The sequence below is a fragment of the Xenorhabdus bovienii genome, assembly GCF_024721015.1.
GTDB lineage: Bacteria > Pseudomonadota > Gammaproteobacteria > Enterobacterales > Enterobacteriaceae > Xenorhabdus > Xenorhabdus bovienii.
Genome location: NZ_JANAIF010000022.1, coordinates 23048 through 40009, shown reverse-complemented (window position 1 = coordinate 40009; position 16962 = coordinate 23048). Strand labels below are relative to the sequence as shown.

Below are 16962 nucleotides of genomic sequence, written 5' to 3'. Positions count from 1 at the left end.
CCGACGGAGAAATCGCATGAAAGGCCGACTACTTGATGCTATCCCCTTAACCACCTTGCATGGTGTTGGTGCCAGCCAGGTCACTAAGCTCGCCAAATTAGGGCTGGTTAATCTACAGGACTTGCTGTTACATCTGCCTCTCCGTTATGAGGATCAAACCCGTCTGTATTCCATCAATGACTTACTGCCCGGTGTTTATGCCACCGTGACGGGTGAGGTCTTGCGTACCCATGTCACTTTTGGGCGTCGTCGCATCATGACCTGCCAAATCAGTGATGGAACCGGAGTATTGACCCTGCGCTTTTTCAATTTCACCGCCGCCATGAAGAATAATTTAGCAGAAGGGAAGCACGTCATTGCCTATGGCGAAATCCGGCGCGGGAATCAGGGGCCTGAGATTATTCATCCCGAATATAAAACCCAGCAACACGCTGAACGCGTTCAGTTGCAGGATACATTAACTCCCATCTATCCCACGACAGAGGGAGTGCGTCAGACAACACTGCGTAAGTTAATCGAGCAGGCGCTGGAACTTCTTGATACCTGTGTCATTAACGAGTTATTGCCGGAAGAGTTTAGCCGCAAGATCATCAGCCTTCCTAACGCACTGCATACTTTGCATCGTCCCCCGCCGGATGTTTCACTGACTGATTTGGATAATAACCGACACCCAGCTCAACGCCGGCTGATTCTGGAAGAGTTGCTGGCGCACCATTTAAGTATGCTGGCGGTCAGAGCCGGTGCTCAACGCTTTCATGCCCAGCCGCTCACCGCAGATAATGCTTTAAAACAGCAGCTTCTGAGCCAATTGCCCTTTGTTCCGACAGGTGCACAGGCACGAGTAGTGGCAGAAATAGAGCAAGATTTGGAAAAAAACGTTCCGATGATGCGCTTGATACAAGGGGATGTCGGTTCTGGCAAAACACTGGTAGCTGCACTGGCCGCTTTACGGGCGCTCGTTCACGGTAAGCAAGTTGCATTAATGGCACCCACTGAACTGCTTGCTGAACAGCATGCCAATACCTTCCGTCAATGGTTTGAACCACTTGGCATTCAAGTGGGCTGGCTGGCTGGCAAACAAAAGGGCAAAGCGCGTCAGGCACAGCAGGAAGCCATCGCAAACGGTCAAGTAAGTATGGTGGTCGGTACACATGCGATGTTTCAGGAGCAGGTCAAATTCTCAGGTCTGGCACTGGTTATCATCGACGAACAACACCGGTTTGGTGTTCACCAGCGCCTTGCATTATGGGAGAAGGGACGTGAACAAGGCTTCCACCCTCATCAGTTAATCATGACCGCCACACCGATTCCACGTACCTTGGCAATGACGGCTTATGCCGATCTGGATACCTCGATCATCGATGAACTGCCGCCGGGGAGAACGCCAGTAACAACTGTTGCCATTCCAGATACCCGCAGAAATGAAATTATCCAGCGCATCAAAAGTGCCTGTCTGGATGAAGGACGTCAGGCTTATTGGGTATGTACTCTCATCGAGGATTCTGAAGTTCTGGAAGCGCAGGCCGCTCAAGCCACCAGCGAAGAACTAGCTCTGATATTGCCAGATCTGAAAATCGGTCTGGTGCACGGGAGAATGAAACCCGCAGAAAAACAGACCATTATGGATGCCTTCAAACAGGGTGAGTTGCAGCTACTGGTTGCCACCACAGTCATTGAAGTCGGTGTTGATGTACCCAATGCCAGCCTGATGATCATCGATAATCCTGAACGGCTGGGGCTGGCTCAATTGCACCAGCTTCGTGGGCGAGTGGGTCGAGGAGCAGTGGCTTCACATTGTGTCCTGCTGTATAAAACCCCGCTGACCAACACCGCGAGAATGCGCCTGCAAGTTCTGCGCGACAGTAACGATGGTTTTGTGATTGCCCAAAAAGATTTGGAAATCCGGGGGCCGGGTGAATTGCTTGGCACTCGTCAAACGGGCAATGCTGAATTCAGGATCGCCGATTTACTGCGGGATCAGGGAATGCTACCGGAAGTTCAGCGTATCTCCAATTATATCCATCAGCATTATCCGGAACATGCAAAGGCACTGATTGAGCGCTGGCTGCCTGATCGCTCACAATATAGTCATGCCTGATATCGACACCCAAGGCACCAGCAAGACCAAGGTACCCGCAGCAATGTAAGCAAAAAAATGCCGCTGAATATTTCAGCGGCATTTTTAGCCAAGTTATCTGGCAAGATTAAAAACGAATCAAATTAACCTGCTATAGACGGGAATATCGGTAACAATAGATAAATTTTGATAACGGCAGCGTTAACAATATCAATAAAGAACGCACCTACCATTGGCACAAGAAGGAATGCCATATGTGATGGCCCAAATCGATCCGTAATTGCCTGCATGTTTGCGATAGCCGTCGGTGTCGCTCCCAAACCGAAACCACAGTGACCAGCCGACAGAATAGAAGCATCGTAATTTTTGCCCATCACGCGGTAAGTCACGAAAATCGCATACAATGCCATCACTATCGATTGCACCACGAGGATCACCAGCATTGGCAATGCAAGTGAAGCCAACTGCCACAGTTTCAGACTCATCAACGCCATAGCCAAGAACAATGACAGGCTGACGTTGCCCAGTACCGATACCGCTCGGTCAAATACTCGATAAAAGCCAAGCAGCGATAGGCCATTACTCAGGATTACCCCAACAAACAATACGCATACAAATGTGGGCAATTCAAACATCGTATGCTCTAGCTGTTTCTCAATATAACTCCCTGCCAACAAACAGATAGAGATTAAGGCGATGGTTTCCAGCATAACCAATGGTGTAATCATGCGGCCAGTATAAGGTTTCTCAAACGCAGTAGGAATTTCGGCATCATCTGCCCCCAAGCCCGGCGCTTTGGTATTTTTCACCAGCAAACGAGCCACAGGGCCACCAATCAAACCACCCAATATTAAACCGAATGTCGCACAGGCCATTGCTACTTCGGTCGCATTATCAAAACCATAGCGTTCGGAGAATACTTTACCCCAGGCAGCTCCGGTGCCGTGTCCGCCTGAAAGTGTAATGGAACCAGCCAATAATCCCATTAATGGGTCAAGTCCAAGCATTTTCGCCAGTGCAATACCCACTGTGTTCTGCACCAGCAGCAACCCAATCACGACAAAGACAAAAAGTACCAGAAATTTTCCGCCTGCTTTCAGGCTAGCAAGGTTCGCGTTCAAGCCGATGGTGGCAAAGAACATCAACATGAGGGGGTCTTTGAGAGATAAATCGAAACTCATTTCCCAACCCGTGGATTGCTTAACGGCCAGCAAAACGACAGCGACCAATAGCCCGCCTGCAACCGGTTCAGGGATGGTATATTTCTCAAGGAATGGAATTGATTGTACGAGTTTTCTTCCTAGTAGCAAAACCAGCGTAGCCGCAACGAGCGTGCCATAAATATCCAGCTGATACATCTATGTACCCCATCTATTGTTAAAGTTATGTGAATTTAATGCGACGTTATAATCATCCTATAAAAACGCCAAGAGCAGCTAAGGGGTGGATTAGAAAAAAAATTACTGATAAACACAAGTTAAAAAATTTAAAAATGTGACGAAATCAAATCGTTATTCATTATAAAAATTTAGCGCAAACGATTGCCTTAATAAGGCAGATCATTAAAATAGGTTTTTTGTCCATCCGGAATTTCACATCATGGTTACCTCATCCCGTGAACACTCTGCATCAGAAGCGCCCGAGCAATCAGGTAGCGAATTGATTTACCGTCTAGAAGATAAACCGCCACTTCTACACGCACTGTTTGCGGCCAGCCAGCATCTGCTGGCGATGTTTGTTGCCGTTATCACGCCCGCCATGTTGATCTGTCAGGCGCTGGGGCTGTCCGAACAGGATACACAGCGCATTATCAGCATGTCCCTGTTCGCATCAGGGGTAGCATCGCTCATCCAGATCCGCTCTTGGGGGCCTGTCGGCTCTGGCTTGCTTTCCATTCAGGGAACCAGTTTTAATTTTGTTGCGCCACTGATCATGGGAGGACTGGCTCTTAAAAATGGAGGAGCAGATATCCCAACCATGATGGCCGCTCTGTTTGGTACGCTAATGGTGGCGGCAATCACCGAGGTGCTGCTTTCCCGCGTGCTGCATCTGGCTAGAAAAATCATTACGCCGCTGGTTTCCGGTATTGTCGTGATGATTATCGGCCTGTCACTGATCCAAGTCGGGTTGACTTCCATCGGCGGCGGTTACTCTGCCATTCAAAACGGTACGTTTGGTGCGCCTGAAAATCTGCTGCTGGCAGGAGCCGTTCTTGCCGTTATCGTGTTACTAAATCGCCAGCGCAATCCCTACCTACGAGTTGCTTCTCTGGTCATTGCTATGGCGGTAGGCTATCTGGTGGCTTGGTACATGGGTATGCTACCTCATGCGACACCCAGAACAGACACGCCCGTTATCACCGTTCCCTCTCCGCTCTATTACGGACTGTCTTTTGACTGGAATCTACTGATCCCCCTTATCCTGATTTTTATGGTGACGTCGTTGGAAACCATCGGCGATATTACAGCGACCTCCGATGTTTCAGAACAGCCAGTCAGTGGCCCGTTATATATGAAACGTATCAAGGGTGGTGTACTGGCAAATGGCCTCAATTCGATAGTTTCCGCAGTATTCAATACGTTTCCGAACTCCTGTTTTGGCCAGAACAATGGTGTGATACAACTGACGGGCGTTGCCAGCCGCCATGTTGGTTACATTATCGCTTCTATGCTGATCCTGTTGGGGCTGTTCCCCGCCGTAGCCGGATTTGTACAACATATTCCTGAACCCGTGTTAGGGGGCGCCACCATTGTCATGTTTGGTACTATCGCCGCATCCGGTGTCAGAATTGTCTCCCGCGAGCCACTGAACCGTCGCGCCATTATGATCATCGCGTTGTCGCTAGCCGTTGGTTTGGGCGTATCCCAACAACCCTTGATTTTACAGTTTGCACCTGAGTGGGTGAAAAATCTGCTATCTTCCGGCATTGCCGCTGGCGGGCTGACTGCAATTCTTCTGAACCTGATTTTTCCGCAGGAAAAATAGCGGCCGGATTTTCATTCCTCTGATTTCCTCTCCCGCTTTTTCAGTGGGAGTTTTTTCACTTTGTTTGCGTAACCCTTCGCAATATCAACATGAGTTTCTTCAGAAACACACTGATTGATTATCAATCCACCCCACCCTATTGTGTGAATATCCGTTTTACGGCATAAAGAGTCTTTATCAGGAGGTCATACTGAGGTGAGATCATGAAGTGGTTAAGGAAATTTTTTGTTACTCTTTTGCTGTTGCTGATTTTGGCAATTATCGTCATTTATATCGTTGTCCAGACGCACTGGGGAACCAAACAATTAAACCAATGGCTCAACAGACAAGGCCACTACGAGATCAGCATTGAAAGCATCGGTCACAACTGGCTGCAACCTGCGACATTGACGCTTAACAACGTGAATATCCATGATCAGCAAAGCGCTTTCTCACTCAATGCCAATACCGTTAATCTGGATCTCAAATGGCAACACTGGCTGACACCGCGTAACCTCCATCGGCTAACATTGCAACAAGGGAAACTGATACTGGCAGGCGATCAATTGCCCCCCCTCTTGCAAGCAGACATTCTGCAACTAAACCAGATGAATATTCAGTTAGAAAACCCCCATACACAAATTAAAGGGGAAAATATCACGGGTGGCATCACCCCTTGGATGCCTGCCGCAGGAAACCCGTTTGGCAATGGGCAGTATCAGTTTAGTGCCAGTACTATGAGTTTCAACGGTATTCCCTTTGAAAAGATTATTATGCAGGGCAGCTACCAGAATAAGACTCTGGCTATCGACACTTTTGGTGCAGCATTTCTGCAAGGGGCTATATCTGGGGATGGCCGGCAATTATCTGACGGCAGCTGGCGCTGGAATAATCTCCTGATCAGCAATATACGCTGGCAATCACCGATGACATTGAGCACGTTGCAAGAAAAAACCCGTCATCTTCCGGCCATTCATGTTAAAGACCTCAATATCACCAATGCCAAGCTACAAGGGAAAAATTGGTCTGTCGATTACCTGGATACCACCATCAAAAACCTGGGACTGGTGAATGGGAGCTGGGAAGCTAAAGATGGGCTGATTGATTTCAATGTCATGAATATGGCATTCAATAACGCTCAGTTCAGCAACACACTGGGGCAACTCCATTTTTCTGGTGATACTTTTACTGTCGCTCATCTGACGACCCACTACCAAAAAGGGTTATTCAACATCCAATCCGAGTGGGATCGCAAAAACCGTCAACTGACGTTCAGTAACAGCTCAGTAACCGGGCTAGTTTATGACCTGCCACCCACATGGCGAAACGATATCAAAAACGCCGCACCGGGGTGGATTTCAGGGCTAAAATTAAATGATATCAGCGTCAATAATACTCTGCTGATTGATGTTAATCCGGATTTCCCATTTCAGCTCACCACTCTCTCAGGCCATGTGGATACCATGAATATCCTGAAAAACGGCAGGTGGGGATTATGGGAGGGTCAGGCGTCCTTACAGGCGGCCAGTGGAACATTTAATAAAATTGAAATAACTCGTCCCTATCTGCAATTACACGCTACAGATGACAAGCTAACGATTGATAAACTGAACGCCTTCAACGGTCATGGATTACTACAAGCTAGCGGTTCAGTTGAACAGCAAACCGCCCAAAAACCTTTTGTGCTTAATTTCAAGGGCATGAATGCGGATTTAGGCATCCTGCCACGATGGGGTTGGATACCACTCACTATTCAGGGTGAAGGAAATTTTTCACTCACCATAACAGGTAATCTCTCTGCTGATGATATTAAAGGTACCATCAATGGCACACTGACTGCTGAAGATAAATCATCAAACAAAGACTCACAGTCCATTGCTCAGGGGCTAATTTTAAGCAGTAACTGCTCTCCAGCTGGAGCCGTAGATGGCGCTGCAATAGCGCACCCTACGGCACCTTCAACGGAAGTTCATACAGCAGAGGCAGGTAATACAAGCGCAGAAAGTGAAACTGCCGAGAGTAAAACCTGCCCCAAAATTAAACTGTAACGGGGCGTTCGACAGGCAGCACGAGATAAGTGCCGGTGAACACGCTACCAACGCCCTGTTCACCGCTGACCTGTACTTCCAGTTTAACCCGTGCCTTATTGCCACGGGCAAGGCGAGCCAAATCACCGCTCATGTTATTGAAATCAGCGACGGCATTGGGGCGCCCCGTAATGGGCTGTCGGTAACGGATATTGGCATCTACCAGAATAATGTTGCCCCCCAGTTGGCGTTCCTGTAACAACAGCCAGATCAGCCCCCATGCTGTCAGTGTGGCCTGCGAAAACAGGCTACCCGCAAAAATGGTATGATGCGGGTTCTGATTTCCCGCTTCTGGCATCGTTGTAATAAAGCGTTGCCCAGTATATTGGGTAATGCGTAAACCCATCTTTTCGCTCAGAGGGATCTGTTGATACCATGCCTGCTGCAACTCCGCACACCAGTCCGGACGATGCAGAATATCATCAAGACTCATGATAGGCTTGATCATCAGGAAATGGCTAATGGGAGACGTTCTGGCACCATTGATCAAACCCCGGTTTTTAAATCCCAATTTATTAAAAAAATCAACGGCATCTTCCCGTGCACTGCAAACAATCCGTTTCACACCTTCTTGTCTGGCAACTGATTCCAATGCCATAGCAATCAATGTACCCAGTCCTTTCTGCTGCACATTGGGATGAACAGCCAGAAAACGAATAGCGCCTTCACTGTCTGCATTGATATATAAGCGCCCAACAGCAACCGGATTACCGTGTTCATCCACCACCATTTGATGATGAGCAATCGAATCGTAACCATCTTTTTCTGAACCGATAGGCTGATGAAGCGGCTTGCGCAGCATCTCCCAACGAAATTGATAATAGGTTTCCAGCTCTTGTTCTGTTTGAGGTACTCTCAGATGGTACATAGGAACAACCCCTTTTTTATGCGTGTTGTCATGTGTAGTCAGGAGAGCGCATGCAGCAAACGATGAGTTTTTTTATTGTTATACCCGTCACTCTGTTGAAGTGTGTCTGCATATCATACCTGCAACCAAAAAGTCACCGGCCCATCATTTGTCAGACTCACTTTCATGTCTGCGGCAAATTGCCCCGTTTCTGTTTTTACACCAGTTACACGGCACTGTTCAACAAAATAGCGATAAAGTTCATCTGCTTTTTGAGGTTCAGCACCGCCAGAAAAACTCGGTCTTAAACCTTTTTGGGTATCTGCAGCCAAGGTAAATTGGGAAACGACCAGCAAACTACCATTAGCCTGCTGAACATTCAGATTCATTTTTCCCTGCTCATCACTGAATACCCGATATCCCATTACTTTTTCACATAAACGCTGCGCTTTTTGCTGGTTATCTTCTTTCTCAACGCCGAGTAAAACCAGCAGCCCCTGCTCAACTTCCCCAATAGTTTCATCCTTAACAACAACTTTCGCCTGTGTTACGCGCTGAATTAATGCGATCATTTTTTTGTCTGTTATCCATGTCATCCTTGCCCAAAACGGGCAAGGAAAGTGGGGTAAACCGCCTCGGCAAGGGCAGAAGAAGTTACGTTTCTGTGGGAAGGGAGAAATCATGTGCCTTAAAGTAATCAGGAATCACGCTCCTGTCAGTCACATGAATAGCATTGATGCCTATTTTTCTTGCAGCTTCAACATTTGCCAAAACATCATCAAAAAATACAGCCTGTTCAGCGGTCATACCTTCTGCTCCAAGCACGTATTTAAAAATGTCAGAATTCGGTTTGCGCATGCCCAGATCTTGGGATAAATAAAGGAAATCTGTAGATGCTGCAATCTCAGGGTAATGATGTGGCCAGTAATCAAGATGGAGGCGGTTTGTATTTGACAGTACAACAACACGATGTCCCTGTTCACGCAATTTATTCATCAGTTCAATAACATTCTGTCTGACATCAATAAAGAGCGCATGCCAGCCTTCCGTGAACTGTTCAAAACTGAGCGAGACCTCCATTTCATCGCACAACACATCTGCAAACTCAGCATCCGTTATTTGCCCACATTCATGTTGCTCAAAAGCCTCTCCCATTGAAAATCTTGTGGTCAATGTTGCCAGTGGTGTTCCACTCAGGTTACTCCAGACAGCCAGTACTCTTTTAAAATCAATATCAATAATCACATTACCCATATCGAAAATATACAGCATAATCCCTCCTGACTGACGATTGTCGTTTTGTACTTTTATCATAATTTTGTTAAGAAAAAAGAGTGAAATGATAAAAAACAGACAAATTACGCTTTTGATTAAGAGTTGTTGAAAAAGCTAACAATTTTTTGAGTGGAGGTACAGGTAGGTTATTAGCGTGGATGTCAATCTGAAGAAACGTCAAAGAAACTCAGAGTGCCGGAGCACCCTAAGCTATTCATACGCAATTTGCACACACAATTAAGAGCGGTGAAATTACATTTCTTTGCCACGATTTGCGCGACGGCGATCATTTTCAGTCAAATGGCGTTTACGCAGGCGAATCGACTGCGGAGTCACTTCAACCAGTTCGTCATCATCGATAAATTCCAGCGCCTGCTCCAGTGTTTTCTTGAGATATGGAGACAGTGTCGTTGCTTCATCCGTTCCTGATGCACGAACGTTGGTCAGTTTCTTACCTGTCAGACAGTTCACGGTCAGGTCATTGGAGCGAGAGTGAATACCGATAACCTGGCCTTCATAAACTTCCGTACCGTGACCGAGGAACAGCTTGCCGCGATCCTGCAAACTATACAGTGCGTAAGCAACCGCTTTACCCTGACCGTTGGAAATCATCACACCGTTTTGACGGCGACCGATTTCACCCGGACGAATATCATCATAATGACTGAATGTCGCATACAGCAGACCCGTACCGGAAGTCATGGTCATGAACTCTGTACGGAAACCGATCAAACCACGGCTTGGAATAGAGTAATCCAGACGCACGCGACCCTTGCCATCTGGCAGCATGTCACGCAGTTCGCCCTTACGCTCACCCAGAGCCTGCATCACATCACCCTGATGTTGCTCTTCGATATCCAGTGTGACCTGCTCGAATGGTTCCTGCTTACGGCCATCGATTTCACGGTAAATAACTTTTGGACGGGAAACTCCCATCTCGAAGCCTTCACGACGCATGTTTTCAATCAAGACGGACAGGTGCAGTTCACCACGACCTGCAACGCGGAATGCATCTGGATCTTGGGTTTCTTCAACACGCAGTGCCACGTTGTGTACCAGTTCTTTTCTCAGACGATCAAGGATCTGACGAGAAGTCACGTACTTACCTTCACGACCACAGAAAGGGGAGGTGTTTACGCAGAAGTACATGCTAACAGTAGGCTCATCAACCGCCAGTGCTGGCAAGGCTTCAACAGCACTGGTATCACACAGCGTATCAGAGATGTTCAGCTCGCCCAGACCCGTAATCGCGATGATGTCGCCTGCTTCCGCCTGAGCAGATTCAATGCGATCCAAACCCAGATGACTGAAGACTTTACCGACTTTACCGTTACGGGTTTTGCCTTCACTGTCAACGATGGTGATGTTCTGGTTTGGTTTTACGGTGCCACGCTTAATACTGCCAATGCCGATAACCCCAACATAGTTGTTGTAGTCCAACTGCGAGATTTGCATCTGGAATGTGCCATCCAGATCAACTTTAGGCGGCTCAACGTGATCAACAATCGCCTGATACAGCGGGGTCATGTCTTCCGCCATGTCAGTGTGTTCGTTACCAGCAATACCCATCAGTGCAGAAGCATAAACGATCGGGAAGTCCAGTTGCTCATCAGTTGCACCCAGGTTGACGAACAGGTCAAATACCTGATCGACGACCCAGTCAGGACGTGCGCCGGGACGGTCAACTTTGTTGATGACGACGATAGGTTTCAGGCCGTGGGCAAAGGCTTTCTGGGTTACAAAGCGAGTTTGTGGCATCGGGCCATCCATCGCATCAACCAGCAGCAGCACACTGTCAACCATTGACATCACACGCTCTACTTCACCACCAAAGTCGGCGTGGCCTGGGGTGTCTACGATGTTGATACGGTAATCATTCCATTTAATGGCAGTGTTTTTTGCAAGAATGGTGATGCCACGCTCTTTTTCCAGATCATTGGAATCCATTACACGCTCAGTCGTTGCTGCGCGTTCGCCAAATGTACCAGACTGCTGCAAGAGTTTATCAACCAGCGTGGTTTTGCCATGGTCGACGTGAGCGATGATGGCGATATTTCTTAAGTTATTAATTGACAAGTATTTTTACCATTTTAACTATTTGAGAAAATATTAAACGGATACAGCGTGCAGAACGCAACGCGCATTCATCTAACACAAATATGCTGTTATTTTACACGTTATATCTACAGAGTGAAATAAATGTGAAGCTCATCACCCTAGAAGTTTGTCTGTACAGGAAGAGATACCATGATGAGAGGATGTAATCAGTACATCTAGAACGTCAACAAGATACAGTTCTGCGGTGGGCTTAATGATACCTGCTCTGTTTGACCTTTGCACCACTAGATTTTTTTCTATTGCAATAACTAATTAAAATCAACTAAATAATTAATTTAAAATATTATTATTCCAATCGGTTTTTATAAGAAATAATAATGTTATAAATAGGGATAGTGAGAATATTTTTTGTGGTTTACAGGGTTATTTATGTGTCTTTGTACGAGTTAATACCGATGCCATCAATAAAATATGATTTAATATAATTTTACTTATTAAAACTGAATAAATAGGGAAGAAATTTTCAGATTCAGTAGTGATAATTTATTTTCATTAGTCATTAAATAGACTTATATTTATAGTGTTTTCCTTCTTTTTAAGATCCAATCACGTTTATATAAACACGAATACCAAGAGGGCTAATTTATTATGAACAAAAGAAAATAACTATTCGATCCGATTTCATCTCAATCCGGAAATAATTATTTAAAATAAAGAAATAAAAGAATGTTATTAATAAATGATATTTTTACATAAATTATTTTTATTCAAATATAGTAATGGAGTAGATATAGCAACCACTAAACAAAAAAACCTTATGCGGGGAGACCCCCTCCACATGGCATAGTATATTGGGATGAAGTGCAGAATTATAACGACGGCCCAGTGTTCGAGGAATTTATAGCTTTCAAAGATGTGGTTCAAATAATTTGCTCAGCTAATGTATCTGCGGCATTACGTCAAGATGGTACCGTATTAAACTTGGCAAAATGCTGAACCTAGTCGCGTTAACTTTATATCCCAACCTGAAATGAAGAATGTAAAAGCCATCTACGCAACAGGGACAGCATTTCTTGCTCTGACAGCAGATACCTGGGGGGTTCTGTCGCATTAACGGCGAGTTTATCAGTCGCATTCGGTGTGATTGCTTTTTACATAGTCAGTCGATAAAACAGCTCTGCTGGCGATAAATTCTCGCCTTCATTTTGAAGACATTGTCCTTTACTCAGCATGATGGCTCACTCTATCCCCATCAGCAACGTTTATGCCCCGCAGAACGATTTAAATCCCAGCATCGGGCGTATCCGACGTTTAACATAGCGATGGTCTTGCTCAATGAGGTTATTCAGGTATTTTGCCGGATTTCAATCACCTGCTGAGGCGATTCTTCCGCATTGAGGAGGGTGACCATAGATTTATGCTCTCCATCTGCATCCCCCACCCCGTTCAGCCATCATTTCTCGATATTACGCAAGCTCAGCGCGTAGACCCGCGAACACACTGAGCGATGATATCAACAGGATAATGCAGGTGTTTGAACGCTTCTCGAGTCGGGGACATCGTCAGTTCAACCAATAAAAAATGCCATATTATCCAAACAGGATTTAATGCGACAGAACCCACCAATCAACAACGGTCAAAAATTTCACTTATTATGTGGATTCACCAATTAATTTGATTTTTTTGTGTTTGTTTCACAAATTAATAATCCACTTGCATTTATATCTGTATTTTCTTTGTCAGTAATAGGATTAAAAATTACATATTTATTCGATCCATCATTTAGTTTATATTGAATTGTTTTTGAGTCGGCCTGAGTTTGTTCTGGATGGAAAAAACCCCAATCATTAAGGTTCTTAAATTCATTAGATAATGCAGTTATACCGCCAATAGAAGAGCTAAGATCCTGTACAGAAAAAGTGATAGATTCACCGAATCTAGCAGAACCAGGAGGAGTATTAGAAAGTTCACATATCACGGGACTATCAGCAGTATGATAACCATATAGATTAATTTGATTCTCATTCCCCGTATAAGTTGGAAGTAAAGGATATTTTTTTATATTTATTTTATATTCATATAGGTAAATTCTTCCATCATCTTTATTTATTGTTGCCTTTACTGTTGCGCTGCCTACAGCATAAAACTCTATCGGTCCTTTGTTATTTTCTCCTAAAGATAATAAGGGGTCAAAATCTGATTTTGCATCACTGTAACTATATATAACTTCAGGCTGATTAAAATTTTTCTCTGGCTCGTGGGGATCTCTCAGCTCTGCATTTAACGATCGAAAATAATTATAAGGATGTGGTTCCTGAAAGGTTATATTCTTGTTTTCATTATATTGATTATAAACAAACATTACTGCTTGTTCAGGCTTTGGAATAAAATTCACCAAATTAGCAGAACCCTTACTCTTGGGTTCACCACTGGGTAATTCACTCGGTATTGTCAATGTCACGTTGATAAATGTCTTTTCGATATCCTTTTCATTACCAACTCCAACATTACTGTCTAATGTTGCATATAAATATCCATCATCATCTGTTTTTAATGATATTGTTTCAGGTTCAGATAAGTATTTATTGTCGATTTGTTTCTGGTTGCGTGTCCATTCCACACCATTAAATGTATGATTTGCAATTTTTTCTTGGTCTTTACTTCCTTTCTTTGTAATCAATGCTCTGTATTTGTATTTGTCAGCACCATTGCCAAGCAGCGGTTTTTGGGGATCAAATGGTTTTTCAATACCATCGACCACAACCTTATGGACTTCAACACTGGTAATATCAAAATCCACAGGCGGAGATTTAAAATTAATTGAATCTATGCACTTATGCGTTGTTGGGGATTGAGGAGCATCAACAATAGTCAGACATACTTCAGCAGCTGTAACAGCAGATGTATCCTTTTTACTTGTTAATTCTGCGTTTAATGCTCCATCGGATACAGCAGTTACTTTTCCTGAGGGCGATAAAGATAGACCCGCCTTTTCAGCATCTGTTGGTGATTTAATTCTCCACTCAAATGGAATAGTGCTTCCACTATAGGGAGTTTTACCATCAGCACCAAATACGGTGGCTATAAATTTATATGACTCTCCGGGCGAAATTGTTCCATTTGGTGTCTCAGAGCTTAACATTATGTTCTCAATTGATGGACTGTTGAAAACCAAATCTGTTTGCGAGGGCAGAGAACCATTAATAGCCGCTTTTACTGTAACTACCTGCTCCACACTGCTGCTAAATGTTGCCTCTGAATGACCAGCAGTATAATTATGTGTAACTTTATCATGCTGAGGAGCATCAAAATCCCACGTTATTGGCAGATTTTTCGGTGAATCTTTATCGTTACTTGTTGCTTTAACAGTATATGTTTCACCAACCAATATTGGTCCTGAAGGTGAATGTTTTAGCGAAATTTCTGCCGGTTCGAAAGAAACGCGGCCAGCTGGTTTTTCTGGATGCCCTTCAATCGAAAGAGTCACAGTGACATGATTGACGGGTTCAGAACTCGTCAATGTTGCGATCAATTGCCCTTCACTATCGGTTTTGTCACCATCAGGTACTAATTTCAAAGTCGAAATCTCTTTATGATCGTGATCCCATTTTATATCGGCGATTGATGTATTTGGTGGGACTCGATTCTTACCATATAAAACAACAGCTTTATAGGTATAAGCCTGAACCCCATCTGCTGTTAGAGGCGTTTTCATATTGTTTGGTAATGAAATGTTTATTTCACCTAATTGAAAACGTGAAGTATCTTCTCCAAAACTCACCGTTCCTACTTGCGTTTTAGGCATTCCATCCATTTGCAGGAATACTTTCACATCTTTGATGGGCTTAGTACTGGTTAAAGCTGCTTGTAATTGCCCTTTCTCATTAGTTTTTGATGTTTTTTCAGGTTTTCCCCACTGTAGTCCTGATTTTTCGCCAATTTCTGGCTCGGTTGTCCATTGAACATTATCAAGGGTAACCTGAGCTAAAGGCTGGTTACCTACGGCATCGTAGGTTATAACAGGAGTAAAGAGATAAGTTTTTTTACCATCAGCAGGTAATGTTTCTATAGGACTGACTTCTTTTTCTTTTACTACAAATGGCCTGACAATTAAGGTCATTATTCCATTATTAGACGCTGTTTTTACGGTACTGTTTTCAAATACACTGAAATTAACAGGATAATTATTTGTCTCGCTATGACTAAGTTGATATGTAGGGAATGTAATGAAAATTTGGTTTCCCTTAACATTTATCTTACCGCCGTTTTTGATAAATTCTTTATTATCTTGTAATTCAACTTTATTATCAGGATTATTTGTAGTCGATATTGTTTTTTCTTCATGGCTATAACCAATTAAAGACTGGGGTATAGAAAGTTGAATAGTGGATTGTTTTATATGATCAAGCACAATATTATTATTTCTTTCCACTAAATCATAACGGCTTCCTGTCAATGTACGCATTGAAGCCACATTTTCTGGCGATAATTGCGCACTGAGAGGCACCCCCAGTTTATAATTGAAATTAGCTAAAAACTGCGTTTCAGTATGACCGCTTTCGCCCTGTTTATAATCCACACCCATTGTTATCAGTGGAATTGGGGTATAAGTTAAACCTAATTTAGCCAGGCTTGGGTTTTTCTGTCTGGTATTGCGATTAAATAAGGTAACGTTATCACCGAAATATTGTTCGTATGTCAGTTTCGCACCTAGATTGGGGTAGACGGGCAGGAAAAATTCGCCGTTAATGTCATATCCATTTGCTGGGCGTTCATGATAATTCTTAAAATTCCGTGATTTTTGTAATTCACTCAATCGATAATAGGCATTGGCGGAGAGTTTGATATAGTCGCCCCAAATTTCGCCTCCCAAACCTAAACGCTGATTATTTCCCGTCAGGTCATGATCATAAAAAGTATTCATGCCATACATCCAGTTTTGATAGAAATAGCGTCCACCTAAGCCAACGTTTATGGTATTACGACTGTCTTTGTTACGATAGCCTAATTGAGAGAATAGCAGCCAGTCTGCTTTGTTGTCGTAAAGTGGCAGCAATAAATCGAGGGAGTTGTTTTCCAGCGTTCCCTTTTTATCCAGACCAAAATTGATTCTGGCAGTACCAAACTGTGATAACCATTTTTTAGCTTCGGAAGAGACAGTACTGTTGAATTTTCCCAAAGTATAGGATTTAGCTTGCTCTGCTAAATCCGAAGGAGAAGATGATAGGATATTGCCTACTGTTTGAATATTTCTGGCGATTAAATTTTTGGCATCAGATTCTGAAGTATCATTGGTATTCTCATTAATTATTTTTTTACTTGATTCACTAATAAAAATGTCTACGTTATCTTTACCATCTGCAAAGGCATTCATCAGTATAGAAAGCATAACTAATGCACAAATAAAGATAAAAAAACCAATGAATTTACGAATATATGATGACATATATAGGCACCCCAAAATACATCAAATTATAATTAACAGCCTGATTTTTACTGAATCAGTATAAAATCAGGCTATTCTCCTAATCTTCTATATTAGAAAATATTTTTATTATTGTAATGAAAGATAATTATCAATTGATAACTAAAAGTTATCTTATGGGTATAGTGATTTATCTAAAACGCTATTTTTAAGATTCTGTCGCATTAGC

9 protein-coding genes and 1 pseudogene are annotated in these 16962 nt (G+C 43.8%); 3 read left to right on the top strand and 7 right to left on the bottom strand.

Going from position 1 to position 16962, the window contains the following annotated elements; genetic code table 11:
* The first annotated feature begins 16 nt into the window (after positions 1–16).
* The gene (recG, locus tag NXS07_RS08015; RefSeq protein WP_258086517.1) at positions 17–2098 is read left to right on the top strand and encodes an ATP-dependent DNA helicase RecG; all 2082 of its coding nucleotides are present in this window, start codon (positions 17–19) and stop codon (positions 2096–2098) included.
* Between the two features lie 122 nt (positions 2099–2220).
* Here the strand turns inward: recG and gltS are convergent, their stop codons facing one another.
* Complete coding sequence (gltS, locus tag NXS07_RS08010; RefSeq protein ID WP_258086516.1) at positions 2221–3435, bottom strand: sodium/glutamate symporter; 1215 nt, start codon at positions 3433–3435, stop codon at positions 2221–2223.
* Positions 3436–3676: 241 nt separating this feature from the next.
* Here gltS and NXS07_RS08005 point away from each other — a divergent pair, with 241 nt between their 5' ends.
* Entirely contained in the window at positions 3677–5062 is a 1386-nt protein-coding gene (locus NXS07_RS08005) for a nucleobase:cation symporter-2 family protein (RefSeq protein ID WP_258086515.1), read from the top strand.
* Positions 5063–5265: 203 nt separating this feature from the next.
* Entirely contained in the window at positions 5266–7089 is a 1824-nt protein-coding gene (locus tag NXS07_RS08000) for an AsmA family protein (RefSeq protein WP_258086514.1), read from the top strand.
* On the opposite strand, the gene fabY is transcribed toward NXS07_RS08000, so the two are convergent.
* From fabY to NXS07_RS07965, 6 genes and pseudogenes are all read right to left on the bottom strand, one after another.
* On the bottom strand, positions 7079–7996 hold the full coding sequence (gene fabY, locus NXS07_RS07995; protein WP_038206829.1) for a fatty acid biosynthesis protein FabY: 918 nt from the start codon (positions 7994–7996) through the stop codon (positions 7079–7081). The genes NXS07_RS08000 and fabY overlap by 11 nt on opposite strands.
* Positions 7997–8109: 113 nt before the next feature.
* On the bottom strand, positions 8110–8547 hold the full coding sequence (dtd, locus tag NXS07_RS07990) for a D-aminoacyl-tRNA deacylase (RefSeq protein WP_258086513.1): 438 nt from the start codon (positions 8545–8547) through the stop codon (positions 8110–8112).
* A gap of 82 nt (positions 8548–8629) precedes the next feature.
* The gene (gene yihX, locus NXS07_RS07985; protein WP_038215347.1) at positions 8630–9247 is read right to left on the bottom strand and encodes a glucose-1-phosphatase; all 618 of its coding nucleotides are present in this window, start codon (positions 9245–9247) and stop codon (positions 8630–8632) included.
* A 255-nt stretch (positions 9248–9502) separates the two neighbouring features.
* Entirely contained in the window at positions 9503–11326 is a 1824-nt protein-coding gene (gene typA / locus NXS07_RS07980; RefSeq protein WP_258086512.1) for a ribosome-dependent GTPase TypA, read from the bottom strand.
* A gap of 1133 nt (positions 11327–12459) precedes the next feature.
* Positions 12460–12663 (bottom strand): annotated as a pseudogene (locus NXS07_RS07975) (DDE-type integrase/transposase/recombinase); the annotation flags it as partial.
* 314 nt (positions 12664–12977) lie between these two features.
* Entirely contained in the window at positions 12978–16754 is a 3777-nt protein-coding gene (locus NXS07_RS07965; RefSeq protein ID WP_258086511.1) for an inverse autotransporter beta domain-containing protein, read from the bottom strand.
* Positions 16755–16962: the final 208 nt, after the last annotated feature.